At 44.9% G+C, this 24081-nt stretch carries 21 protein-coding genes; 10 read left to right on the top strand and 11 right to left on the bottom strand.

All coding sequences use genetic code 11. The features are described 5' to 3' along the window. The first annotated feature begins 83 nt into the window (after window positions 1-83). On the top strand, window positions 84-659 hold the full coding sequence (locus ACVBIK_RS16165) for a hypothetical protein (protein WP_447170091.1): 576 nt from the start codon (window positions 84-86) through the stop codon (window positions 657-659). A 428-nt stretch (window positions 660-1087) separates the two neighbouring features. On the opposite strand, the gene ACVBIK_RS16170 is transcribed toward ACVBIK_RS16165, so the two are convergent. The 3 genes from ACVBIK_RS16170 to exaC all read right to left on the bottom strand — a co-directional run bounded on the left by ACVBIK_RS16170 (window position 1088) and on the right by exaC (window position 5327). Next, window positions 1088-1966 (bottom strand): YjjW family glycine radical enzyme activase, encoded by an 879-nt coding sequence (locus tag ACVBIK_RS16170; RefSeq protein WP_447170092.1) that lies wholly within the window; start codon window positions 1964-1966, stop codon window positions 1088-1090. A 59-nt stretch (window positions 1967-2025) separates the two neighbouring features. Beyond that, the gene (locus tag ACVBIK_RS16175) at window positions 2026-3594 is read right to left on the bottom strand and encodes a YjjI family glycine radical enzyme (RefSeq protein ID WP_447158927.1); all 1569 of its coding nucleotides are present in this window, start codon (window positions 3592-3594) and stop codon (window positions 2026-2028) included. Window positions 3595-3806: 212 nt separating this feature from the next. Then, window positions 3807-5327 (bottom strand): acetaldehyde dehydrogenase ExaC, encoded by a 1521-nt coding sequence (gene exaC, locus ACVBIK_RS16180; RefSeq protein ID WP_447170093.1) that lies wholly within the window; start codon window positions 5325-5327, stop codon window positions 3807-3809. A 272-nt stretch (window positions 5328-5599) separates the two neighbouring features. On the opposite strand from exaC, the gene acuI reads away from it, so the two are divergent. After that, window positions 5600-6580: an acrylyl-CoA reductase (NADPH) gene (acuI, locus tag ACVBIK_RS16185; protein WP_447163505.1), complete on the top strand. Its 981-nt coding sequence runs from the start codon at window positions 5600-5602 to the stop codon at window positions 6578-6580. Window positions 6581-6921: 341 nt separating this feature from the next. Here the strand turns inward: acuI and ACVBIK_RS16190 are convergent, their stop codons facing one another. Continuing rightward, window positions 6922-7854, bottom strand: coding sequence for a LysR family transcriptional regulator (locus ACVBIK_RS16190; RefSeq protein WP_447158924.1), 933 nt, complete (start codon window positions 7852-7854; stop codon window positions 6922-6924). 733 nt (window positions 7855-8587) lie between these two features. On the opposite strand from ACVBIK_RS16190, the gene ACVBIK_RS16195 reads away from it, so the two are divergent. From ACVBIK_RS16195 to ACVBIK_RS16210, 4 genes are all read left to right on the top strand, one after another. Further along, a complete protein-coding gene (locus ACVBIK_RS16195) occupies window positions 8588-10108 on the top strand; it encodes a flavocytochrome c (RefSeq protein WP_447170094.1) in 1521 nt (506 codons plus the stop codon). A 28-nt stretch (window positions 10109-10136) separates the two neighbouring features. Continuing rightward, complete coding sequence (locus ACVBIK_RS16200) at window positions 10137-10490, top strand: cytochrome c3 family protein (protein ID WP_447158922.1); 354 nt, start codon at window positions 10137-10139, stop codon at window positions 10488-10490. 296 nt (window positions 10491-10786) lie between these two features. Continuing rightward, window positions 10787-12031 (top strand): hypothetical protein, encoded by a 1245-nt coding sequence (locus tag ACVBIK_RS16205; RefSeq protein WP_447158921.1) that lies wholly within the window; start codon window positions 10787-10789, stop codon window positions 12029-12031. Window positions 12032-12164: 133 nt separating this feature from the next. Further along, on the top strand, window positions 12165-13271 hold the full coding sequence (locus tag ACVBIK_RS16210; RefSeq protein WP_447170095.1) for a hypothetical protein: 1107 nt from the start codon (window positions 12165-12167) through the stop codon (window positions 13269-13271). A 105-nt stretch (window positions 13272-13376) separates the two neighbouring features. Here the strand turns inward: ACVBIK_RS16210 and ACVBIK_RS16215 are convergent, their stop codons facing one another. Further along, window positions 13377-14264 (bottom strand): LysR family transcriptional regulator, encoded by an 888-nt coding sequence (locus tag ACVBIK_RS16215; protein ID WP_447158919.1) that lies wholly within the window; start codon window positions 14262-14264, stop codon window positions 13377-13379. A 121-nt stretch (window positions 14265-14385) separates the two neighbouring features. On the opposite strand from ACVBIK_RS16215, the gene ACVBIK_RS16220 reads away from it, so the two are divergent. Then, entirely contained in the window at window positions 14386-15033 is a 648-nt protein-coding gene (locus ACVBIK_RS16220) for a TetR/AcrR family transcriptional regulator (RefSeq protein ID WP_447170096.1), read from the top strand. A gap of 29 nt (window positions 15034-15062) precedes the next feature. On the opposite strand, the gene ACVBIK_RS16225 is transcribed toward ACVBIK_RS16220, so the two are convergent. Then, a complete protein-coding gene (locus ACVBIK_RS16225) occupies window positions 15063-16433 on the bottom strand; it encodes an ATP-binding protein (RefSeq protein WP_447170097.1) in 1371 nt (456 codons plus the stop codon). After that, window positions 16434-17117, bottom strand: coding sequence for a response regulator (locus tag ACVBIK_RS16230; protein WP_447163500.1), 684 nt, complete (start codon window positions 17115-17117; stop codon window positions 16434-16436). It abuts the gene before it with no gap. Window positions 17118-17348: 231 nt separating this feature from the next. Here ACVBIK_RS16230 and ACVBIK_RS16235 point away from each other — a divergent pair, with 231 nt between their 5' ends. Beyond that, window positions 17349-17837 carry a Spy/CpxP family protein refolding chaperone gene (locus tag ACVBIK_RS16235; protein WP_447163499.1) on the top strand — a complete coding sequence of 163 codons (489 nt, stop codon included), beginning with the start codon at window positions 17349-17351 and terminating at the stop codon, window positions 17835-17837. Window positions 17838-18018: 181 nt separating this feature from the next. After that, on the top strand, window positions 18019-18888 hold the full coding sequence (gene fieF / locus ACVBIK_RS16240; RefSeq protein WP_447158914.1) for a cation efflux pump FieF: 870 nt from the start codon (window positions 18019-18021) through the stop codon (window positions 18886-18888). 154 nt (window positions 18889-19042) lie between these two features. On the opposite strand, the gene glnG is transcribed toward fieF, so the two are convergent. The 3 genes from glnG to ACVBIK_RS16255 form a co-directional block, all read right to left on the bottom strand. Further along, a complete protein-coding gene (gene glnG / locus ACVBIK_RS16245; RefSeq protein WP_447158913.1) occupies window positions 19043-20452 on the bottom strand; it encodes a nitrogen regulation protein NR(I) in 1410 nt (469 codons plus the stop codon). A gap of 17 nt (window positions 20453-20469) precedes the next feature. After that, window positions 20470-21510, bottom strand: a complete 1041-nt coding sequence (glnL, locus tag ACVBIK_RS16250; RefSeq protein ID WP_447158912.1) for a nitrogen regulation protein NR(II) — start codon at window positions 21508-21510, stop codon at window positions 20470-20472. Between the two features lie 149 nt (window positions 21511-21659). Continuing rightward, window positions 21660-22208, bottom strand: a complete 549-nt coding sequence (locus ACVBIK_RS16255) for a DUF4124 domain-containing protein (protein ID WP_447170098.1) — start codon at window positions 22206-22208, stop codon at window positions 21660-21662. A gap of 258 nt (window positions 22209-22466) precedes the next feature. Between ACVBIK_RS16255 and ACVBIK_RS16260 the strand changes: the two genes are divergently transcribed. Next, a complete protein-coding gene (locus ACVBIK_RS16260) occupies window positions 22467-23153 on the top strand; it encodes an MliC family protein (protein ID WP_447158910.1) in 687 nt (228 codons plus the stop codon). Between the two features lie 194 nt (window positions 23154-23347). On the opposite strand, the gene ACVBIK_RS16265 is transcribed toward ACVBIK_RS16260, so the two are convergent. After that, complete coding sequence (locus ACVBIK_RS16265) at window positions 23348-23971, bottom strand: glutathione S-transferase family protein (protein ID WP_447158909.1); 624 nt, start codon at window positions 23969-23971, stop codon at window positions 23348-23350. Between the last annotated feature and the right edge of the window lie 110 nt (window positions 23972-24081).

The raw sequence follows: 24081 nt of genomic DNA on the forward strand, positions 1-24081 counted from the left end.
TTTTCCGCGCATGTAACACCTCATATTTTTGGTTAAGTATAACTCTATGAAGTGTCTACTGTTCTAGGGGCTTACCAGATAGAGTGATTGCGACAATTACTAATCTACCTACCAGCAGTAAAGTAGACCTTTTGATGCTTGTTACATTGCTATGTTTCAGAGAAAAAGATGAATTTTTATTTGAAGATATAATAGCTGGAGGCTTTGAGCGAGAGCAAAAAGGTTACGGAAATAAGATAAAGCTTAATCAATATATGGCTATCAATTATAAGTCAGAAACTCTTGTTGTATCTAATTTTGAGCCAGCTTTAAAGTTATCAGACATTAGGCCTAATTCTGGTAATAAGTATCCAAATGGGTCTTATTTTATGACTTTAAACAAATATTTTGAGATGTTCTCTTCGTTTTTTTCTAGTGAAAACACGGCCATTAACTTGATAGTATCAAGGAACAGGGAAAAGAGTTCTAATCCTATAGAAGATTTACAAGTAATACTTAAGCAATTGGAACAGAGCAGAAGTACTGAGCTTCGTAAGTATGAAATTGGCAATGCTTGGTTAAAATATTTATATCTAGATTGTGGTTTAGACAAACTGAAGTCTGATCATTATAAAGATCTTGTTGAGCTATCTTCGTCACTGGATTGGCTAGATGATTAGCCTGTTTTAAATTTATGAATTAGATGGTCCTAGCTCTTTAGGCGTGACTCCTCATTTTAAAGGTTCTGCTTTTCCAACCCCGTGTAGATGCGGCTTAGGCCTTTGATGGCATGGATGCCATCGTAGAGCTTACATGGACGTACTTGTAGCGTGCCTAAGAAGTGTCTGCACATACGCCGGCTGCAGGCCATTGGAACCACTGATGTTGGAAGCTATATCAAATGCTACCTAAGTATTAGCAACCTAAAGGTTCACCGCTGTAGATTCTTCCTAGCGTTAACGCGTTGGCTAGAATCGCGTATCAAAACGCCGGTTGCAGGCCATTAGAACCATATATGTCTGAAGTTACTGCAAATGCTGCCTAAGCATTAGCAACCCAAAGGTTCACCGCTTTACCTAAAGTGCCCACACTAGGCTGGCAAGAAAGCCTACAAATAAACATTGGGTAAAACTAAATTACGTACTCCACGCTCAGTTAGCCGTGCCGCTAACTCAAGCATCTGCGCTTCACTGCAAGTTGGCCAATTAAGGGCTTCGCCTGTTACACCATGGTGTTGAAAAGCGTTGAGCTTGACTCTTACATTGACGGGTAGTTGGGTTAAATAGCCTGCTATGGCGTTAATCTCACTGTCAATATCACTTATTCTCGGAATATACAGCAAGCGTATTTCGTATAACTTCCCCTCTGCCGCAAGCCGTTTTAAACTGCTAAAGACCCGATGATTATCGCGGCCTGTGATGTAATAATGAGTGTGCTCTTGCCAGGACTTTAGATCGATCATCGCGCCATCTAGGTAGGGCATAACTTGCTGCCAGCCGTTTTCACTTACATAGCCGTTACTGTCGATCATGCAGCTTAAATGAGCTAAATCTGCGCTGACTTTTATCGCTTGAAACAGCTCGACGATAAACGGCAGTTGCAAAGTGGCTTCACCGCCGCTGACGGTGATGCCGTTGATAAAGTGCACTTGGCTGCGGATGAGCGTAAGCATTTGCTCTACGCTGAATTGACGAGTCTTAGGGCTAGATTGCTTAGGGCAGGTGGTTAAACAAATATCACACTGGGTGCACTTGTCACTGTCCCAAACGATCTTAGATTTACCTTGAACTGTTGTTGTCAGAGCTAACGCATCTGCTGGGCAGGTGGCCACGCAATCGCCGCAACTGTCGCACATGTCTATGGTGTACGGGTTGTGACAATTTTTGCAGCTAAAATTACACCCCTGCAGGAAGATGACTAGGCGACTGCCTGGACCATCGACGCAAGAGAAGGGAATAATTTGGTTAACCGTCGCGACTCTGCCCATGTTTTACTCTAAACCCTGTATTAAACTAATTGTTAATTTATAAGCAGCTTACTTGGCCGTTATTTGGCGTATACCGGCGCATGCTCATTAGCTACCACACGAGGCTGACGCTGCAAAATCTTAGTATTCTCTGCTGCCTCAGCGCCTAACCATGTGGTATTGGTGCGTGAGCCCTCTGCTTTAAAGCTGGCGATATCAGACAGCTTAACCATATAACCTGTGACGCGGATCAAGTCGTTTGAGGCCACGTTGGCGGTAAACTCGCGAAAACCTAAACTCAGCGCACCTTTGCACAGCTGCATCATCGCCTGTGGGTTGGCTTTAACCGTTTCATCTATGGTGAGAATGTCACTAATCCCCGAGGTGTAATACTGGTGATGCTCGGCGAGCGCTTGAATATGCGCAATCGGGTTGGGCTCGGTGCCATAGGGAATACGCACGCCCGGCGTCACGTCTTTGTCGATGCTAATGCCGCCCTGCGAGTGCAATAACGCTCGGCCGTTGTAGCCGTAAGTTACAGGTGTTGATTTTACGATGGCATCGAGTGCTTTAGAGATCTTATGCCCAAGCTCGTTAGCTGCCGCACTATGACCATAATGGCTGCTTGGCTTATCTTCTCTTGATTGGTCTATGTTGTTTTCATTGAAATCAGGTGTGCCCTGCAGAATGCTAACAGCCTCGGCCATGCCGTAGATCCCAAACATAGGTGCAAAACGTGATTCTTCAATCAAGGTTTCTTTAACTAAAAAGCTATTAAAGAAGTTAGATTCTTCATGCAAAAATTTAGCGCGTGCGTCAATCAACTCGAATGTGAGCTGGCAGTATTGCGGCAGGATATTATCGAAGAAGTCACTGATGCTATTGGCTTTAAGGGCGACCTCTTTTAGGTTCAGTCTTACTAAGGTGTTGGCACCACCGGCTAATGGCAGCGAGTTATAACAACTGACAATACCGAAGCCTTTGTTATCAAACGTGTTGGCATGGATTGGGTAGTTAGCAATATGGGGTTTGCTGCACTCACAAATATTGCTGGCGGCAACTTGTAGTAGCTCATCCGGCGTAATTTGTGGGTCGTACATAAAGGTTAGATTCGGCGCTATCTGCTTAAGCTCGGCATCGACACGTAAAATGGTGCGGCAAACAATATTGTCTGTCGGGCCAATGTTTACGTGCATAAAGGCATCTGGCAAGGTGCGGTCTAGCATGATCCAAAATAGCTTTAATTTACGATAAATAGTCTCGTCATCAAGACCTTGGCAAAATGGTAATAGCACGTCATCGAGTTGACCTAGATAAACGGGAATATTGGTGACTGATGGTACATGGTGATAGATGATAGTTAATGCATTTAAGGCTTCATCTAAGTCTTGCGCCGGGCTTAGTTCTAAATACTCAGAACCATTTTGTAAAAACTTGGCGTAATCGGGCAGAACATATCTTGGCTTGAACGGCGCGTTGCCTTCAAACATATCACAGATAACACCTTGCTCTTTGGCCTCGGCTACGGCATCTGACACCTCAACATAAGGCAGACTCGCTTCTGCTTCTAAGGCTAAGAAGTTAGACTTTTGCTTTGGCGAAAGGTTAGGGTCACGAGCTATTTGAGCGATTCTGTTTGCGACGGTCATGGTGCAGTATCCACTAATATTTTATGGATATATTTTAAGATGCTAACGCTGAATTCTTATAGTGAAAAACGGCTAAAGAGTGATTGCCAATTTGGAAATCCGAAGCCAGGGTTCTCAACTTATTTGAAAGTGAGTCAGTGAGTCAGTGAGTCAGTGAGCGGGGCAGGCTGGCAACTGCCAGCCTGCATAAGGTGAGAACAAGGTAAAGCGAGCTAGAAGAAACCTAGCGGATTAGCATCGTAACTGATCAACAGGTTCTTAGTGTTCTGGTAGTGATCTAACATCATCTTGTGGGTTTCACGGCCAATACCTGATTTTTTATAACCGCCAAAGGCGGCGTGAGCAGGGTAGGCGTGGTAACAGTTAATCCATACGCGTCCCGCTTGAATGCCGCGTCCCATACGCTGGGCGGTATTCATATCGCGAGTCCATACACCTGCACCTAGACCGTATTCGGTATCGTTGGCAATCGCTAAGGCTTCTGCCTCATCTTTAAAGGTCGTTACCGAAATGACTGGGCCAAAAATTTCCTCTTGGAAGATGCGCATATCATTGGTGCCCTTTAAGATTGTCGGCGTAATATAAAAGCCATGACCGTGTTCACCTTCAAGTTTGCATATGTCGCCACCAATCAATACTTCAGCGCCTTCATCTTTACCTATGTCCAGGTAGCTTAAGATCTTATCGAACTGCTCTTGCGAGGCCTGCGCGCCCACTTGGGTGTCGGTATCGAGTGGGTTACCTTGCTTAATCGTTTTACAGCGCTCAATCACCTTAGCAATAAACTTGTCGTAAATAGACTCGTGAATTAATGCGCGTGATGGGCAGGTACAGACTTCACCTTGATTAAAAAACGCCAACAACATGCCCTCTATGGCTTTATCGAGGTATTCATCTTCATGATCCATTACATCGGCAAAAATAACGTTAGGAGACTTACCGCCAAGCTCGACGGTTGATGGAATCAATGATTCAGCGGCGCACTTTAAAATATGGTGACCTACTTCGGTTGAGCCAGTAAAGGCCAGTTTTGCAATGCGCTTGCTGGTGGCTAGCGCTTGGCCGGCCTCAGCGCCAAAACCATTGACCACATTCAGCACGCCTTTTGGCAGTAAGTCTTCAATGAGTTCGAGCAGCACTAGAATTGATACCGGTGTTTGCTCAGCAGGTTTGAGTACCACGCAGTTGCCAGCAGCGAGCGCGGGGGCAACTTTCCATGCCGCCATCAGTAGTGGGAAGTTCCACGGAATAATCTGACCAACCACGCCAAGGGGTTCGGGAAAGTGGTAGCTAACAGTATTAGCATCAATATCGGCGGCGCTGCCTTCTTGGGCGCGAATGCAGCCAGCAAAATAGCGGAAATGGTCGACCACTAACGGTAGATCGGCCGCTAGCGTTTCGCGTACAGCTTTACCGTTATCCCAAGTTTCGGCAATGGCTAAGTATTCAATATTTTGCTCAATGCGATCGGCAATGCGTAGCAAGATGTTTGCACGCTCGGTGACCGAGGTTTTGCCCCAACTGTCTTTGGCTTCATGGGCGGCATCGAGTGCAAGTTCAATATCAACTGAACCTGAGCGTGGCACCTGGCAAAATACCTGGCCATCTACGGGGGAAGTATTGTTAAAGTAAAGATTATTAACCGGTTTAGTCCATCTACCGCCAATGAAATTTTGGTACTGTGGTTTGAAATTGATAATGGCGCCGGGGGTGCCTGGTTTGTTATAAATCATACGAACGATTCCTTGTGTATTATTTATGCGATAACTCAGTGTAGTAGATAAAATAATGGCGAGGGTATAGGAAAAAAGTCGAGTAGCTTATTGCTAGGTTTTTTGGCTATATTGTTGCTCCATATAACAATAATTAGAGCCTTTGGTTTTGGTTATTTGTGCTAGTCGTTATCAAACATGAATCCTGTGCATTGTTTCTATGCAAAATATGCACTTCATTCATAACTATTTATGGCCTATGCTTCTCTCATCAGTTTAAATAGGAACTTGTTATGTTTAACGCACTTGTTTTGACCCAAGAAGAAAAGCTTACTTTGGCGAATGTTCGTCAAATCACCGAGGCTGACTTGCCTGAAGGCGAAGTGTTGGTGGACGTTTCATGTTCATCACTCAATTACAAAGATGGCTTAGCGGTTACAGGTGTTGGCAAAATCATTCGTAACTTCCCTATGGTGCCGGGCATCGACTTTGCGGGTACGGTACTTGAGTCGAGTGACGAGCGTTATCAAGCGGGTGACAAGGTGATTTTAACTGGCTGGGGCGTAGGCGAGAATCACTGGGGCGGCTTAGCCGAGAAAGCCCGTGTTAAAGCCGACTGGCTAGTACCAATGCCAAGCAATTGCGATGCTGCTAAAGCGATGCAGATTGGTACTGCAGGTTTAACGGCGATGTTGTGTGTTCAAGCATTGCAGCAGGCGGGTGTACAGCCTAGTGATGGCGATGTATTAGTCACTGGCGCCAGTGGTGGCGTTGGCTCAGTTGCGGTGACCTTGCTAGCGCAGTTAGGTTATCGTGTGGTGGCAAGCTCCGGTCGCGTAGAGCAAAACGGTGCCTTGCTAACTAAGTTAGGTGCCAGTGAAGTCATTGATCGCAGCGAGCTTGAAGTGGACTCGCGCCCGCTTGAAAAGCAGCGCTGGGCCGGCGTAGTGGATACCGTAGGTAATAAGGTATTGGCAACCGCATTAGCACAGATGAACTACGGCGGCGCTGCTGCTATTTGCGGTTTAGCAGGTGGCTTTGCATTACCGACTACCGTGATGCCATTTATTCTACGCGGCGTGAGGCTGCTAGGTGTTGACTCGGTTTCTTGCCCATTTGACAAGCGTCAAGCAGCGTGGGAAGCGGTACTTAATTTGCTACCCGCTAGCTACTTTGAAGATGCTTGCGAGACTATTTCGCTTGAGCAAGTACCTGAATTTGCTCAACGTATCATTAAAGGCCAGGTAACTGGTCGCGTGCTAGTTCAGCTATAAGCAGGTGCTAGGATCTAGGAAAAGCTGAGAAAGAGCCTAGGTCCTAGGAAAGCCGGAAAAGCATGCTTTCTTCTGTAGGTTGGGCTTTAGCCCATCATGCATGCGACCCATATCTTTGATGTCTATCTGCAGTTCAATCCATCTCTAATTCGATTTATTTTTTTGACGGCATAAATGCCGACCTACATAAAGTGGCAAAGGCACTGTTTTGGTGTTTGCTTTTCCTAGTAGGACGAAGTCCGTCCTCGAAGCGCAGCGCTCTAGGGCCTAGAACCTAGAACCTTGTTTATTATGTCCGCCCTCGAAGCACTGCGTCCTAGGAGCTAGAAAATACTAATCGGTTACAGATTTTGTGGCGTTTGCTCCAACAAGGTTTGTGTGGCGTTAGCTATCTCTTGGCGTAACCACTTTTGCGCCTTGTCTTGCTCACAGCGAGAATGCCAAAACAGATTGTAATCTAGGCTTTGCAGCTTAAAGGGCAGCGGTTTAACTGTTAGTTTATGTCGCTGGGCTGCCATTTCAGCCATGCCTTCTGGCAGGGTAATAATCAGCGGATTAACCGATTGCAGTGCCAACGCGGTATCTAGATGCGGCGTGCGCAGTAGTTCGGTGCGCGGCGGATATTGGCTTATGGCATCATCGAGCAACGCCTTGACCCCATCACTAATCGCAATGGTGGCATGGGGATAATGCAGGTAATCTTCTAAGCTGATGTCGCTATTAGCCAGTGGGTGGTTAGGGGACAATAAGCAACTGACGCCGACCTTCCCAAGAAAGGTGTGCTGCAGATTCCCGGTTTGACCAATGGCGCGGCAAATTGCCATATCGGCGCCTTTAACACTTAGCTGCGCTTGTAATTCTTTTTGCTGCACAGGCACGATCTCTAACCTGATCTGCGGCGCTTTTTGGTAAATACCGGGCAAAATAAACGGGATTAATGCCTGCATGGCGTAATCAGTCACTGCGATAGAAAATTGTTGCTGGCACTCCTCGGGCACAAAAGCTTTTGGAGTTAGCAGCTCGATGAGCTGGCCTGTGGGTTGGCGTAATTGCTGATAACACTCGAGTGCAAATGAAGTGGGTACGAGTTGCTGGCCAACACGTGAAAACAAAGGATCGTTTAGCATCTCTCGCAGGCGAGATAATATGCGGCTAGTCGCCGATTGGCTCAGGTGCAAGCGTTTGGCTGCTTGAGTGACACTGCGCTCTTCGACCAAAATTTGCAGGGCGATCAATAAGCTCAGATCTTGGCGGTAGATCTCTTCTAATTCCATAATATGTCAGGTTTTCCAATTAATACTAAGCAGCATAAAGGCGTGATAGTTACCCTTATCGTTACTGTTATCGAGAGTTTAGCGCTTTTTTAATATAAGTACCTGTATCAGATCCGTAATTCCACTCGAATCCATATCTGTAATCGAAAACTGTAATCGAAAACTGTAATCGAAAACTGTAATCGAAAACTGTAATCGAAAACTGTAATCGAAAACTGTAATCGGAAACTGTAATCGGAAATTGTAATCGGAAATTGTAATCGGAAATTGTAATCGGAAATTATAATCGGAAATTGTAATCAAGTTTGAATGAGTTTAATCATCAAATCATCGCCTTTAAAGCGAAAGGTTATCTATCTTGGCGAGATTATTGCGCTGATTATGAGTGCGTTTTCTCTGTCATGGTTACAAAAATACAACCTAAACATATCGTGGGGTTGTTGCCAGATTAAATTTGCTTTTAAAGGGGGATACGGCTTACGTCATAATGCAAGTAAACTCGCGCTATCTCAGCATTTTTAGGGTTTTGTTGTTAAGGACTTTGCACTTGGTCTGCATTTGGAATGGATTCCAAAATACCTCTAAAGTAATAAAAAACTCAAACATTAGATCTCGGTTAAAATTCGTAAATGTTGTTTTATTGTATACAGTAAATCCTTGTTTACCTCCCGTTTTGGAACGGGTTCCAGCCCTATGATTATTGCGTCTAATAAAACTAATAGGGTGATGACAGATGAGCAATAAAGATCTGCTAGGACGCCGTAATTTCATTAAAGGATTCGGAGCTGCAGCTGGCGTGGCGCTAGCTGCACCAGCATTGGCCGTATCTGAGAAAGCGGATGGCGTTAAATGGGACCAAGAAGTAGAAGTCCTAATTATCGGTTCAGGTTTTGCGGGTTTAGCGGCGGCGATTGAAGCCACGCGTAAAGGCGCAAAAGATGTACATATTTTCGAAAAGATGTCTTATTTTGGCGGTAACTCTGCCATTAACGGTGGTTTGTTCGCAGCCCCGGGCACACCGATGCAAAAGCAAGAAGGTGTTAAAGACTCTGTAGAAATCATGGTTGCCGACCAGTTAAAGTCGGGCCGTGGTATTGCTGATGAGGCATTATTACGTCACGTAGCTGAACACGCTGTAGAAGCGCTACAGATGACTTTAGATGCGGGTTCTGAATATCACCCATACCTACAGCAGTTAGGTGGTCACTCTGTTGCACGTACTTATCAAACAACAGTGAGCTGTGGCGCGGGGATCACCCAGCCATTACTGCATGAGTGTCGCAAATTAGGTGTGCATACTCATAACCGTGCTAAGTTTGAAGGTTTCTTAGTCGGTGATAAAGGTGAAGTCGTTGGCGTGAAAATGCGTGACAACTATCACTTTGGTGAAGATCAGCCGGGTAAAGTCAGTAATATTCGTGCGACACGTGGCGTGATTATGGCGACAGGTGGCTTCGCGCAAAACGTTGATCTGCGTATGGCGCAAGACCCAACGCTGACAGCTGAAGTAGGTTGTACTAACGCACCTGGCGCTACAGGTGAAGGGATGTACGAAATGTTCCGCCTAGGCGCGGTTCCTGTTCACTTAGCACATATCCAGTCTGGCCCATGGGCATCACCAGATGAAGGTGGTTTTGGTTATGTGTCTAACTACTCTATTTATAACTTCCCGCATTCAGTGGCGATTAACCGTTTAACTGGTCAGCGTTTCATGAACGAGATTGCCGACCGTAAAACCCGTGCTGATGCCGAGCTAAATTGTCGTGATGCACAAGGTAACGCTCTGCCTCCAATCTTGATCACTAGCTATAAGGATTCTAAAAAGCATCCTAATACCAAGAAAGTGCTTAAGTACGATGTGGGTTGGAAGTTTGACTCAATTGATGATCTTGCGAAGCATTTCGATGTGCCATTAGCGCCGCTTAAGCAGCAAATTTCTGAGTATAACGAGTACGTTAAAACGCAAAATGATCCTCAGTTTGGTAAGAATATGACAGAGGCAAAGGGTAAGTATATTGAGGCGCCATTCACAGTGGTTCGCTTATGGCCAAAAGTGCATTACTGCCAAGGTGGTGTGCAGATCAACACTAACGCTGAAGTAAAAGACAGCTTTACTGGGCAAGCTATCCCAGGCCTATATGCGGCCGGTGAAGTATGTGGTGGTATTCATGGTGTGAGCCGTTTAGGGAGTTGCTCTATTCCTGAATGCATGGTGATGGGTATGACGGCTGCGCGCAGCATGATGAAAGCCTAAACTTGCCAGATAATAAGAGGAATGAGCGATGAGTAAATTAAAAGCGGTATTAGCGCTAACCTTTGGTTGCCTACTAACCTTATCTGCACAAGCTGTAGAAATACGTGACCACCATAAAGAAGTGATCGGTAAAGATTGTAAAACATGTCATGACAATGGCATCAAGCAATTTCCATCAGATCAAGCGTGTTTGCAGTGTCATGATGTTGATGACTTAGCAGAGCAAACAGCACGTAGTGAAGATGATAAGTGGCAGAACCCACACAACAACTTACATTACGGCAAAGAGCTTCCTTGCCAAGAGTGTCATAGCGAACATGGCACTAAGCAGCCATTATGTAGTAACTGTCATACATTTAAGTTTGATAAGTTTCAGCAGTAACTTCAACTCAAATATTTTTAGTGTCGTTTCATCTCAACGACACTGAATAATGAGTAAGGCCATAATTAATTTAATTATGGCCTTTTTTGTCTTTTAATTATTTCTGCTTAAACGGTTTAGCCTTAATAAATAAGCATGTTTTAATATTGTTTATATCTTTTACATTTGTTTTTAATATGTGACAAATATTGGGTTTTAATAAGTAAAGTTAGCTATCGGACCATTTTTGGAAACCATTCCAAATATAGTATTTATATAGTTATTAAAAATTATAATTTAAACCAATAGGGTGATGTATGAATAGTAAACTGGTGCTCGCAACAATACTTTTATCAAACAGTGTTGTGGCAGCTGATATTCCTGACTTTCTAGATAAAAACGATATTAATAGTGCTCAATTTCAGTGTTTAGGTGATTCCCCTCAATACAGCGCTAAAGATCAAAAGTATATTGATATTTTGTGGGATGAAACATTAACGTATTTAGAGGCTTACGCTATTGCATTAACCAATGGCCAAGCCAGTGGTTGTTTAAATTCAGATACCGCAATGGTTGACTCTACTGAGGGTGGGCAACATATGTGCGTGATGGACAGACGCGATATGAAGCTGATGGTTAAAAACATCTACCAAGTGATTAACAATAGCGATGAAGCAAAGAAGTGTTTTGGTGCACGAGAAGATGTGAGTTGGATTTATAACCCAGGTGGCGAGCTCAGCAAGAATTCTCCAGTGGCACAGCATTTTAGTCGTACGACTTTTGACGAGTTTTTCGATAAGAAAGTGACCGATAAACAAGTGCAGCAATACGGCAAAAGCTTTACTAAAAACTTCTACAAAATGGTCACCGGTGATGAAGTAAAAATGCCGGCTGTATTCCCTTACGACATTAGCGCTAACTCATTGCCTAACTTGTGGGCAGCAGCTGGCTGGTTCCCTATGTATGCCGAAGAAAGTAAGCGAAATGATAAGAATTTCAATAATATTCGCGGTGGTTATGCCTATGCAGAAATTTTTGGTCATTGGGGTTTATTGCGTATTGACGAAATTAATGGTGAAAAGGTGGGGGCAGAAGTCGGCATGACGGTTCAGTCAGTTGATACCTTGTATCCGTTCCATAACCATGCGGTTTCTGAAATGTACTACAACATGCGTGTACCTGCTTGCACCAATCAATTTAAAACTATGGCTATCCGTGAAGACTCACCATTAGTTAGCACAGTTAAAGAGGACGACAAGGTGCGTCGGGTGCAGTTTGATGAGGGACAGCACAACTCTCAAACAATGTGGCTGTCTGGCAGCAGCGAGCAAGATCCATTGATCTACTTCCATCAAAATACGATTCACGCATTTGATGTTGATGGTAGTTGTGAAGCGAAGCCTGAAGAGCGCGCGATTGTATCGGTATGGGCCCGCAGTAATGCCAACGACAAACGCAATGACTACGGCACGACTTTGTTGTGTGAATCAGCAAATAACCCAGGCACACCTGCTAAACGCGGTGAAGTGATTCAATGCGACTTAACCAAAGTTAAATGGTAGTCATTTGATAAGTATGGGTGGCAATGACCTTGCCACTTTTTATGGCGATATTGAAATATAAATTGTATTAATATGATGACGTTGTACGTATTAACGCAATTTATATTTATTTTACATGAAATGGATGTTTCAGATGAATAAATTAAATACAGCAATACCATTGTCAATATTAATGGCTTTGGCAAGTCATACAGCGGTTGCAGATGATCTTAATATTGGTGGCTCTGTTCGGGCAAATTATAGTTACAGTGATTATTCCGAGCCATCAAAAGATAAAATGGGTGATTTTGACTTCAATCTTCTTTCTATTACTTTTTCAGATAAGTGGAATGACATTGGCGTTAAAGCGGAGTACCGTTTTTATGATGGTTATGATCATTTAAAATACGGTTATGCTTTTTGGGATGTAAATAAAGATCTCACCATTAATGGTGGTGTCATTAGTAAACCCTTTGGTAATAAAGGCTACGCATCTCATAACTGGTGGTACAGCTTAAACTATTACATGGGTTTTGAAGACGATTATGGCGTGGGTGTCAGTGCTCAGTACCAAAATGGGGTTTCATTATCTGAATTTGCCTTTATTAAAAACGCGGTTTACGGCGGCACTGATCACCGCGATTTTGCGGGTACTGTGGCTAAGGGCACTGTCGATGGTACTAGTTATAACAACGAAGAAACCAATACTCTGGTTGCGCGCCAAAGCTTTACCTTAACCAGTGGTGAGCTAACCACAATATTGGGTGCGTCAGTTGAGTATGGTCAGCTATATAACTCAGAGTTTGGTGAGAATGGCGATACGCTAAATTATGCAGTGCACCTTGATATGAACTATGCCGGTTGGGGCTTTCAAGCACAGTACTTAGCCTTTGATTTTGACCAGTATGACGATGGCCAAATCGACCCAGATAAAATTGGTATGGGTATGCTAGGTGGATTCTATGAAGTCGCAAGTAAAGGTAATATCTATACGGCTAACTTGTCTAAAAGTATTGGCATCTCGTGGGGTAGCCTAACTGTGTATAACGATTTCAGTATGGTACAGCCAGACTTTGAAGAGTTTGATGACTCCATACTAAACTCCACAGGGGTATCGCTAGCCTATGGTCCCGTCTTTGTGTATGTGGACCATTATATGGCGAAGAATGTGCTTTGGCTTGGGGGCAATAGTTTGGGGTTAGTCCAAACTAATGATAATTGGGATCACCGCTTTAATATCAACCTAGCTTACTATTTTTAATTATTTAAGTGTTTATTTAAGTGTTTATTTAAGTTAGTTATTTAAGCTCAGATACAAAAATGCCAACGTTCTCGTTGGCATTTTTACTTTAAGCCTCAAGCCAGTTTAGCTAAGCATTTGCGCTTGAGTGGCTTCACCTAGCGCTAGCACATTGGCCTTGATCAAGTTGATTAACTGATTTGTTGCATCAGTTTGTGTCTCTGGGTTGATATACAGCGACTCATTAAAGGTCGGTAATGGCGGAATGTTATGCTCGATAGGATCGAGGATCTGCATCTTATCGCTAATGCGAAACTCAGCAATGGGCGCTATGACTAAATCATTTTCAACGGCCATACACATAGCCGTTGGTGAGGGCGTAGAAAGTAGCACACTCATGGGGCGCATTGAGATCTGATGATTAGCAAAAACTTGCGCCCGAATAGGGCAGTTTTCTGGATATAACGCCATCGGTACCGTTTCGCGCTTATGGGCGCTGCCGTCTTTGGCTGCAACCCAATGAAAACGTCGCTCAAATAGTAACTCGCCATGACCCGCTGCGGGTGTTTGCCAATGAGTCGCAACAATCACATCAAATTCGCCATTATGTAGCCGCTTATAGAGATTGCCACTGACATCGGTATCGATGACTAATTCGATACAGGTAAACTCGCGAATAAACTCTAATAAGAAGCTGCCTAAATAACGATTTATGTAGTCAGTTGGCACACCGAGCCGTATGACTTCACGGTTTTGACAATCTTTTAGCTCGTCAATCGCCTGCGAACTGAGTTGCAGCATCTTATAAGCGTAGTTAAGCAGCGTCTTACCAGACTCGGTCATGGTGACACCTTTGTTATCTCTAAGTAACAAAGGCTTACCAACGCTCTCTTCTAACTTCTTGATTTGCAGGCTTATCGTTGACTGTGTACGGCAAAGTTTCTCAGCAGCTTTGGAAAGGTTTCCGCATTCAACTACCGCAATAAAGCTTTCTAATAGTTCAATTTTTAACATGGGCTATTGAGTTTATTCATGATGCTATCAGTATTACTCAATACCCGCTTGATACCTAGGCTGCTATTTTATGAATGTGAACTTAAATTATATTGATTGTTAGATTTGTGAAGAGGTCGACATGAGTAACTGGCAACAGCGAGAAAGCTATTTAACCGACATTGCGGAGCGCTGCTTAAGAGGGCATAAAAGCTTTGATTTGTGCCGTTCTCACCTGGTTGGAGCGAGTCAGATCTCCAAAGGCACCATCTACAATCATTTTCCAAGTGAAGCAGATTTAGTCGTGGCAGTTGCTACGGCACATTTTAGAAAACGCCTTGAAAGAGCCGCGATTGATGACGCTGTTTATCAAGACTATTTAACCCGCTTCTTGATGCACCATTGCTGGGGGCTGCATGACGATCTCCTATATGACCGTTTTATTATTTCCCGTGTGATGCCTAACCCAGAGCTGTTAGAGCAAGTCACCGATGATAACCGTCAGGCATTCGAACAGGTTTATGGTGAGTATATACAGTGGAATAACGATCTCATCAAGTCTGTTGGGGTGGTCGAGGGCTTTAACCGTGCAGAGCTGGTTGCCAACTATCTGCGCGGCGCTCAAATCAACTGCGACGATGCGGGCAAGCAATATGATGACGCGGGTTTGTACTATCAATTTAGCTATGCCCTAGCGCAGTTGATGGGGCACTCAGATAAACGTATTCCTAAGCAGGCAGATTATGCCAGCTGGTTAACCAGACTCGAGCCCGCGGCAAACGCCGCTTAGTTATTATCCATCATTGTAATGGATAATGGTTATTCCATCGGTAGGCTGATACTTATTTTCAATCCGTGAGCTTGATGGTTGTCTGCCTTTATCTTACCTTGATGGGCTTGAATGGCGGCTTTGGCAATTGCCAGCCCTAAGCCCCAGCCGCCGGACTCTCTATCGCGCGCAGACTGTGGGCGATAGAAAGGCTCGAAAATCGCTTCTAAGTCAGCTTCGTCGCTAATGCCTGGGCCATCATCGATAATCTCAATTTGTATGCTGCTGCCACTGGCAAATGCTTGAATCGAGACTTGCGTGTTGGCATAGCGGATGGCGTTACGCAGTAAGTTCTCAACCGCTCGGCATAAAGGCCGAGGGTAAAGCGGCAGCGTAATTGATTCATCTATGTCGATATGCAGCTGCTTTTTTTGCTGTTGAGCTTCGAAATCGGCATCGTCTAATACCTGGCTTAAGATTTCAGCAAGCTCAAGGCTGCGCTTGTTTTCGTTAGCGTTAAGCTTGACTCTAGACAGCTCTAACAGCTCGGCAATCATCTGCTCAAGTTGATCTGCTTCGTACTCAATCCGCTCGGTTTCAGCGGTTTCTTGGCCTTTTTTACGGCTTAGCGCTAAAGACAATTTTAGCCTTGTCAGTGGTGTGCGCAGCTCATGAGAGATATCGCTGATCAATCTTTGTTGGCTCTTAACCATATTTTCAACCGAGTCGGCCATACCATTAAAGGCTTGAGCAAGCTGACCAATTTCATCGTTTCGCTGGGCTGTTGCCATATCGACCCGGTGACTTAAATCGCCTCCGGCAACTGCATCAGCACTGCGTTTGAGTGAGCGTAATGGCTTCCCTAAATGCCAGGCAAATAAGCCACATAATAACCCTGATAGTAAAATAGCGATGCTAAGGGTTAAGATTTTATTATCGATAAAGAAGAAGAACCAGGGCCGTGGATGATGTTCTGGTAAACGGCCATATAGGCTGAAAGGCTTGCCCTCAACGTCAAAGTTATAGGGGCCGAAAATCAGCTCGTCTTTAAATTGGTGTTTAATCGGATGGCCAGCTTCATCGGCCATCAGCATAAAGCGTCTTAAAGCTCGAGATTGTTTATGGGTATTGAGTACCTTGCCGTACTCATCGACCAAATAGATGCGGGCCGGCCGGCCTTTAAATTCTTTAAAGCGGCTTAAATGTTTGAGCTTTTCAGTGCCCAGAACCTGCGGATTTGCACTAATACGCTCGGCACTTTTTTCAAGCATACGTTCAAGCGGAGGTGGCAGTGCTGATTGATCATGGTTTTGCTGCAATAAAGGCAGCAGCCCAATGAGCGCGATGATCAGTGAGCTACAGAGCCAAAAGCCCAGTAGTAATTTAACGAATATATTATTGGGGGTTTTTCTCAGCTGCATTTAAGGTAACCAGATATAGCCTTTACCACGAATCGTTTTCACACGTGGGCGGCCGTCGTCTCGTTCAGGCATCTTCTTGCGTAAGTTAGAAAGGTGCATGTCTAAACTGCGGTCAAAAGGCATCAGTTTTTTACCGAGCACTTTTTCGCTTAAGACTTCTTTGCTGGCCAGTTCACCGGCATGCTTAACCAATTCAAACAGTAAGCTAAATTCAGTGCCGGTGAGAATGATGAGCTGATCTTGGCAGTGCACCTCTTGGCGTGCGGGATCTAAATTAATATCGCCGTACTGATGTGTTGTCTGCGGGGCTTCGTTTGATTGAATATGAGTACGACGGATAATGGCACGAATACGTGCAACCAGTTCACGGTCGTTAAATGGCTTAGGCAGGTAATCATCGGCACCGATCTCTAAACCCACTACACGGTCGATTTCATCACCTCGGGCAGTTAGCATCAGCACCGGTGTTTGTTTCTTGCTGCGCAGCGCGCGCAAGACTTCAAACCCATTGAGTTTAGGTAGCATTACATCGAGTAAAATAAGGTCGAACTGTTGCTCTATGGCCAGATCTAACCCTGACTGCCCATCGTGGGCCAGTGTCAGTTCAAAGCCTTCAAGTTCTAGCAGTTGTGCAAGCAATTCAGATAGACCTAAGTCATCATCTATCAATAATATACGGCTCATATTTACCCTTCTAATGTACTCTTACTGTGGCGAGTATACCCTGTTTGATGTCAATTGCAGTTTAGGAGTGTAATTCAACGTAAAGAACGGCAGCTCTTGGCATTATCGAGCCTCATTTAAACAGCTTTACAGAGCTTTACGCTGTACAAACCCAAGCTTACATTGAGTAGACTAAACTGATAAGCGTCAAATCAAGCTTAGCAGTGCTGAGCAAATTCAAATGAGGCTACCATGATGAAAAAGAATACGTTTAAAGCAGGTTTGCTTGCCATAGTGGCCAGCACCGCATTATTAACCGCTGGTGTAAATGCTGCCGATGACCAAGATGGCTCACGTGATGGGCATGGCAAGAATGGCCATCACCAGATGCAAAGCGAGCGTGGCGGCCATCATGACCTGCGCAAGATGTTTCGCGGTTTGGACTTAACCGATGAGCAGAAGACTGAGATGAAAGCGCTATTTAGTGCGCATCGTGACGAGATGAAACAAAATCGTCCTTCTAAAGAAGCGCGCGCGGCACAAAAACAGCAGATGTTAGGTTTTATTACTGCAGCTAACTTTAACGAAGCTGAAGTGAAGCAGGCATTAGCCGCTAAACAAGCAGCGCGTCAGCAAAAGGCCGTTAATATGCTGAAGTTGCAAAACCAAGCGTATCAGTTGCTAACACCTGAGCAGCAAGAAAAATTCAAACAGCGTTTTGCTAAGCATCATAAAAGATAATTAGCTTATGCTTTGAACACGATTGCACCAGCTACCCAAGCCACTTGGGTGTAATAGAGGTTAATTGTTTTTCTCTATTAGGTCGATTGCTATTAACTTGAGGGGAAACATCAGTTTTTCCCTCAGGTTTGTTATAAACTTAAGGTCTGTGTTTCCCTTACTATATTAGTAAACAGATTTTATGAATGACACTTCCCAATATGACTTCTGGGTTAAGCTGGCCAGCCGCGCAGCGGTTGCGACAGCGTTAACCCTTATTACCATCAAACTTGCAGCATGGATGTATTCTGGTTCCGCCAGTATGCTGGCTTCATTGACCGACTCCTTTGCTGACGCGCTTGCATCAATCGTTAACTTTATTGCAATCCGCTACGCTATCGTGCCTGCGGATCAAGATCATCGCTATGGGCATGGTAAAGCTGAGCCGTTAGCCTCGTTAGCGCAATCAGCCTTTATTTTAGGTTCTGCTTTCTTTCTGATGTTGCACGGCAGCGAACGCCTGATTAATCCGGTAGAGGTGCAGCACGCCACGTTGGGGGTGATTGTTTCTGTTATCGCAATTTTGCTGACACTGGCATTGGTTATGCTGCAGAAAAGAGCCTTAGCTGCGACCTCAAGCACTGTTGTTGAAGCCGATGCGCTGCATTATAAGTCGGATCTATTCTTAAACGCGGCGGTATTACTGGCACTGGTTTTATCTCAATATGGCTGGTGGTGGGCTGATGGTTTATTTGCGGTATTAATTGCGTTGTTTATTGGTCAGCAAGCCGTGGGGCTGGCTTATCGTTCGGTGCAGTCTTTGTTAGATAGAGAACTTGATGATGAGACTCGGGAGAGAATTACGCATTTAGCTAAGCAAGATCCTCAAGTCAAAGGGATCCATGATTTACGCACCCGCGAGTCGGGTAAGACCATGTTTATTCAGTTTCATCTCGAACTCGACGGGACGTTGAGCTTGCATCAGGCACATAAAATTGCGGTAGAAACCTCCGAGCGGGTGCGCAAAGAGTTTGTGGAGTCAGAGGTGATTATTCACCAAGATCCGGTGTAGCCGTTAGCGTATAAGCAAAAAAGGAGAGCCTGTGGCTCTCCTTTTTGTTTTCAGCCCTAAACCAACTACTGCAGTAGGTGGTTATCATCAATGAGGCTTTGCCTGAAATAAAACAAATGAAAGTTAAGCTTTACTACAAGCATTGAAGATCTCGTTAATCCATCTCTAGCTCTTTCAGTTTTCGGGTCAAGGTGTTGCGACCCCAGCCTAAACGTTTGGCCGCTTCTTGCTTATGGCCATTAGTATGTTTAAGCGCAGTTTCCAGTAATATCCGCTCGAATGCGGGCTGCACTTCGGTTAGCAAGTCGCTGTCGCCGTCGCTGAGACGTTGATCGATAAACAGCTTCAATGCGCCTTGCCAGTCATCACTATCGCTGCTTGGTGTACTATTGAGCTTAGGCTCTTGCAATAGCTCAGGTGGTAGATCTAGAGGTAAGATCTCTTGTCCCGAGGCCATGACGGTTAACCAGCGACAGGTGTTTTCAAGCTGACGTACGTTACCGGGCCAAGGAAGCTGCGACAGTTTAGTCGCGGTCTCTTTGGTTAGCATTTTTGGCTCAACGGCAATCTCTTTGGCGGCAATCATCAAGAAATGACGCGCAAGTTGTGGGATATCTTCTCTACGCTGAGACAGTGGCGGCAGGTGCACACGAATGACATTTAAGCGATGAAACAGGTCTTCACGAAAATCCCCTTGCTGCACCAGCTGTTCAAGGTTTTGGTGAGTCGCTGCGATAATACGCACGTCTACCTGTACCGGTGAGTGGCCGCCAACACGGTAAAACTGCCCATCGGCTAACACACGTAATAGTCGAGTTTGCACATCGAGCGGCATATCACCAATTTCATCTAAGAAGAGAGTGCCGCCATTGGCCTGTTCAAAACGGCCTTGTCGCACACTGCCTGCACCAGTAAAAGCGCCTTTCTCGTGACCAAAAAGTTCTGATTCAATTAAGTCTTTAGGGATGGCTGCCATATTGATGGCAATAAACGGCTTACCTTTACGCGGGCTGTGTTTATGCAGTGCGCTGGCAACGAGCTCTTTACCCGTACCCGACTGGCCGTTAATCAATACGCTAATTGAAGAACGAGAAAGGCGGCCAATGGCGCGAAAGACTTCCTGCATCGCAGGGGCTTCACCAATGATTTCTGGTGTGGCGACTAGCGGCTCTTCAACGATGATACTCGATGTTTGCTCTTTAGCGTGGGTGAGCGCTCGGTCGACTAAAGATATCGCTTCATCGATATCAAAAGGTTTAGGTAGGTATTCAAATGCACCTGCCTGATAGGCACTCACTGCGCTGTCGAGATCGGAGTGTGCCGTCATGATGATGACAGGAATATGCGGGTAATGATTTTGTAGGCGCTCCAGCAGAGTCAAGCCATCGGTGCCGGGCATGCGGATATCTGACACAATCACTTGAGGCTGCGCCATCTCTAAGGCTTGCCACAGCGATTCGGCTGCGGCAAAGCTGGCGCAGCTAAATTTAGCGCTTTGTAGTGCTTTTTCTAATACCCAGCGTATCGAACTATCGTCGTCGAGGATCCAAACTTGTTCAGCCATTGAGTGTTTTCCTCTTATTAACTATTGATGGGTAAGGTAATGGTAAATTCGGTATGGCCTACGGTTGAGTCGCAATCTATGCGTCCACCGTGCAAGCGAGCAAAATTATGAGCAATAGATAGGCCTAAACCTGAGCCTTGCTCACGACCAGTGACCATAGGGTAAAACAGCGTGTCCATTAGCTCGGGCTGTATGCCTGGACCGTCGTCGATGACCGATAACATCAGCACTAGCTTATGGCGCTGTGTACCTATGGTGATCTGGTGTTGAGTACGGGTTTTCAGGCGAATATGCCCACCCATAGGCTCTAAGGCTTGAATCGCATTTTGCACAATGTTGAGAATAGCTTGCTGCAGTTGGTCCGGATCCATCTCAATATCAGGAATAGAGGGATCATAATCTTGGGTGAGCTCAATGTTATCAGGTAGGGTGACATTGACTAACTTGACGACTTTTTGGATGACTTGATGAATATTAAACAGGCTATGCTGCGTCGGCTTTTGTGGGCCGAGCAAACGGTCGACTAAGTTACGTAGTCTATCTGCTTGCTCAATAATAAGATCGGTAAACTCGTTAAGCTCAGGCTCTTTTAGCTCACGAGATAGCAACTGCGCAGCGCCACGCAATCCGCCTAATGGGTTCTTGATTTCATGGGCGAGGTTACGCACTAAATATTGCGCAGCCTGCTGCTGAGCATCTTGAGTCAACTGTTGATGGATGCGGCGCTGTTGATCTACTTGGCGAAATTCTATCAGAGCAAGGTTCTGTTCTTGCTCAAGTGGCGTGAGCGTGACATCGACAGTATGTTGCTGACCATCAAGGGTGACTAAAGAGACAGTATTAATACTCAGGCCTTGACCATCGAAAATTGCCAATTTTAGCACTTGAGGATCGACACCGAGTAATTGGTAGTGTTCGGGTAAAGGGTGTTCGCTAAGGCGGTGACTGCCCACACCGAGCAACTGCTCGGCGGCCGCATTCACGTAGAGTAACTCAAGCTCTTCATTGGTAACGATTACCGCCGTTACTAAATGGTTGAGCAATAAACTTGTATCCATCAGCTACTCCGAATTATGCACATGCACCTGTTTGGGCATTTCAGTTGATCGCACCACTATGGTGCACCAAAGTGGTGCGCCCTGCAACTGGACTTCATCGGAATGTAGACTAAATCAATATAATCCTAAGCTTTTATATTAAAAGGTATTTACCCATTATCTCTAGGCTGAGGTTTTAAGCGAGCAGGCCCATAAATCGACGTCCGATGAAGAAAAATCGTTCTGGTAGAAGTCGATGCAATTATTTTGCCGTTCTGATCGAAAGCCTTAACAGCAAAGGTATGTTCACCACGATTAATGTTTTTCAGCTTAAATATGCCGATGGTTTGCTTGCTGCCTATCTGATTGCCGTCCATGTAGAGCGCTAATTGATGTGCTGTTGCGAGCTGCGGAGTGATATTGGTGATAATGGTAATATCGCCATCATTGCTGCGGATAGACTCTTCTTCAGTTGGAGAGGCAATACTCATTTTATAAAGAGGCTTAACGGCTTCGGAATCGCTTGTCGTGCCGGGGAGTACGGAGACTTCTGGTAATTTAAGGCTGTTTTGAGTGTTCTCTTTAAATTCGACCACTTCAGCATTTTTTACCGGTTCATCAGAGAAATGAACGTTACCATTTTCATCGACCCACTTATAAACCGTCGCATGAGCAAGCGTTGTAACCAGTAGCATAAGTAGTATAAAGCCAGCACGCATTGTGACATCCTTTGTTACAGGGTTTGATACCGAAGATTAGCTGTTTTAACATAAAAAATCATGAACTTTGTGGTGATTTTATACCGCGAGGGGTCGTGCAGAAGTTGACTGTCTTGAGTGATAAGCTCATTTCACTTGATTGGCATCTTGTTGATAGCCAGTTTTTAGCAGTAAATTAGTAGTAATTTAGCAGTAATTTAGCAGTAAGATGGCTATCAATTAGCTTAGATTATTGCTGGCAACACATAAGGATAACAGATGCAAAAAACGATGTTAGTGAGTAGCCTATTATTGTTGGCTGCATGTGATTCGACTCAAACGACTCAAACAGCTCCAGCGATAGCGGCAGTCGACAGTGCTGCTACAGTTGATGGCCATCAACATGTTGCTCCGGCTTTTGATTGCGCTAAGGCTCAGGGACAAGTTGAAACTTTAATCTGCAATGATCCCGAGTTAGCGGTGTTAGATCAGAAAATGGCGCAGGTTTATCAAGCGGCGGTTGTTAATATTCCCGCAGCAGAGCAGCCTAAGGCGATGCAAAGAGGCTGGATTAAAGGTCGTAATGATTGTTGGAAGGCGCAAGATGTACGTGAGTGCGTATTACAAAATTATCAAAGCCGGATTATTGAATTACAGATCCAAGGTGGATTGTTAGAGGTGCCTGCAGCCGTAGTTTTTGATTGTGATAATCATCCACAGATCACTGCGGTTTTTTATACCCAGCTCGATCCGGTTACTGCGGTATTTACCTTTTCGAGTGAAAAAATGGGTGAACAACAGCTGTTAGCAACCAATGTGCGTAGCGGTAGCGGCGCGAAATACCAGGGACGTAACTTTGAATTTTGGGAGCATCAAGGCGAAGCCAGCGTGCAGTACCTCGGTGAACGTTACCAGTGCCAGTTACGTAAGTCAGTGCCTGCTACTAAGTTAGTACCCGTTCCGTAAGTTAGTGCCAGCTACACTAAGTTAGTGCTAGTTAAGTAAGCCTGTGCCGTCGACATAAGTTAATCTTAGTCACGTAAGTCGACGGCGCACTAAAGTGAATCGTTAAACTGAATATCATAATTAGCTTATGTAAAAAGCAGCCTTATGGCTGCCTTTCTATTGAATATTCATTTTTAGCTTTTGACAGCTAACAGCTAGCTTTTATCGTATTGCTGCTCAATCTCGCCAGCCTTAATGTGATTGGCGTGCTGACCAAGCTGCTTAGCGTAAGTGGCAATATGCGGGTACTTTTCAGCTTCACCACTGGCCACGAGTAGCTCAACGATAAACGACATCATGATATCCGCGCCAGTAAGCTTGTCGGCGACAAGGTAACGCTTACCTTCAAGCGATTGATTGACGTAGCTAAGAATTTTTTCAGACTCAATGGCAGCGTAGCCCTCTAAGAAGTTGGTTTGACAGCCGTCTTTGGCGACAAACATTCTCAGTAATAAAGGCAGTATTGCTGAACTTTCTGCAAAGTGAAGCCATTGTAGATACTCAACATAATCAGGGCTGCCCTTTTCTGGTGCGAGCGTTCCTGCTGCATGGTTATCGATAAGGTATTGGGTAATTGCGCCTGATTCTGCAATCACTTGCTGTTGATACTCAATCACAGGTGACTTGCCTAGTGGATGAATGGCTTTGAGTTCTGGCGGCGCTAGGAAAGTTTGGCTATCTCGTTGATAGGCTTTTATTTGATAATCTACCCCAAGTTCCTCAAGTAACCAGATGATACGTTTTGAGCGAGACTTATTTAAATGATGCAGAGTGATCATTGGCGGTCCTTACAATTAATAAGAGCTATTAAGAAGTTCTGTGCGAAAGATAGAATCTGGCGCGAAGTTAATCGCGCCATAGTTCATGTAGTCAAGAGTGTAGTCAGAAG

It is taken from the genome of Shewanella sp. 125m-1 (assembly GCF_052977065.1).

Bases quoted from the DNA above. Each gene is read 5' to 3' on its own strand.
- ACVBIK_RS16210 (WP_447170095.1), top strand. From the start codon at position 12,165: ATGAATAAATTAAATACAGCAATACCATTGTCAATATTAATGGCTTTG.
- ACVBIK_RS16200 (WP_447158922.1), top strand. From the start codon at position 10,137: ATGAGTAAATTAAAAGCGGTATTAGCGCTAACCTTTGGTTGCCTACTA.
- glnL (WP_447158912.1), bottom strand. From the start codon at position 21,510: ATGGATACAAGTTTATTGCTCAACCATTTAGTAACGGCGGTAATCGTT.
- ACVBIK_RS16170 (WP_447170092.1), bottom strand. From the start codon at position 1,966: ATGGGCAGAGTCGCGACGGTTAACCAAATTATTCCCTTCTCTTGCGTC.
- ACVBIK_RS16235 (WP_447163499.1), top strand. From the start codon at position 17,349: ATGATGAAAAAGAATACGTTTAAAGCAGGTTTGCTTGCCATAGTGGCC.
- ACVBIK_RS16175 (WP_447158927.1), bottom strand. From the start codon at position 3,594: ATGACCGTCGCAAACAGAATCGCTCAAATAGCTCGTGACCCTAACCTT.
- ACVBIK_RS16225 (WP_447170097.1), bottom strand. From the start codon at position 16,433: ATGCAGCTGAGAAAAACCCCCAATAATATATTCGTTAAATTACTACTG.
- ACVBIK_RS16220 (WP_447170096.1), top strand. From the start codon at position 14,386: ATGAGTAACTGGCAACAGCGAGAAAGCTATTTAACCGACATTGCGGAG.
- ACVBIK_RS16265 (WP_447158909.1), bottom strand. From the start codon at position 23,971: ATGATCACTCTGCATCATTTAAATAAGTCTCGCTCAAAACGTATCATC.
- ACVBIK_RS16230 (WP_447163500.1), bottom strand. From the start codon at position 17,117: ATGAGCCGTATATTATTGATAGATGATGACTTAGGTCTATCTGAATTG.
- exaC (WP_447170093.1), bottom strand. From the start codon at position 5,327: ATGATTTATAACAAACCAGGCACCCCCGGCGCCATTATCAATTTCAAA.
- glnG (WP_447158913.1), bottom strand. From the start codon at position 20,452: ATGGCTGAACAAGTTTGGATCCTCGACGACGATAGTTCGATACGCTGG.
- ACVBIK_RS16190 (WP_447158924.1), bottom strand. From the start codon at position 7,854: ATGGAATTAGAAGAGATCTACCGCCAAGATCTGAGCTTATTGATCGCC.
- ACVBIK_RS16205 (WP_447158921.1), top strand. From the start codon at position 10,787: ATGAATAGTAAACTGGTGCTCGCAACAATACTTTTATCAAACAGTGTT.
- ACVBIK_RS16195 (WP_447170094.1), top strand. From the start codon at position 8,588: ATGAGCAATAAAGATCTGCTAGGACGCCGTAATTTCATTAAAGGATTC.
- ACVBIK_RS16215 (WP_447158919.1), bottom strand. From the start codon at position 14,264: ATGTTAAAAATTGAACTATTAGAAAGCTTTATTGCGGTAGTTGAATGC.
- ACVBIK_RS16260 (WP_447158910.1), top strand. From the start codon at position 22,467: ATGCAAAAAACGATGTTAGTGAGTAGCCTATTATTGTTGGCTGCATGT.
- acuI (WP_447163505.1), top strand. From the start codon at position 5,600: ATGTTTAACGCACTTGTTTTGACCCAAGAAGAAAAGCTTACTTTGGCG.
- fieF (WP_447158914.1), top strand. From the start codon at position 18,019: ATGAATGACACTTCCCAATATGACTTCTGGGTTAAGCTGGCCAGCCGC.
- ACVBIK_RS16255 (WP_447170098.1), bottom strand. From the start codon at position 22,208: ATGCGTGCTGGCTTTATACTACTTATGCTACTGGTTACAACGCTTGCT.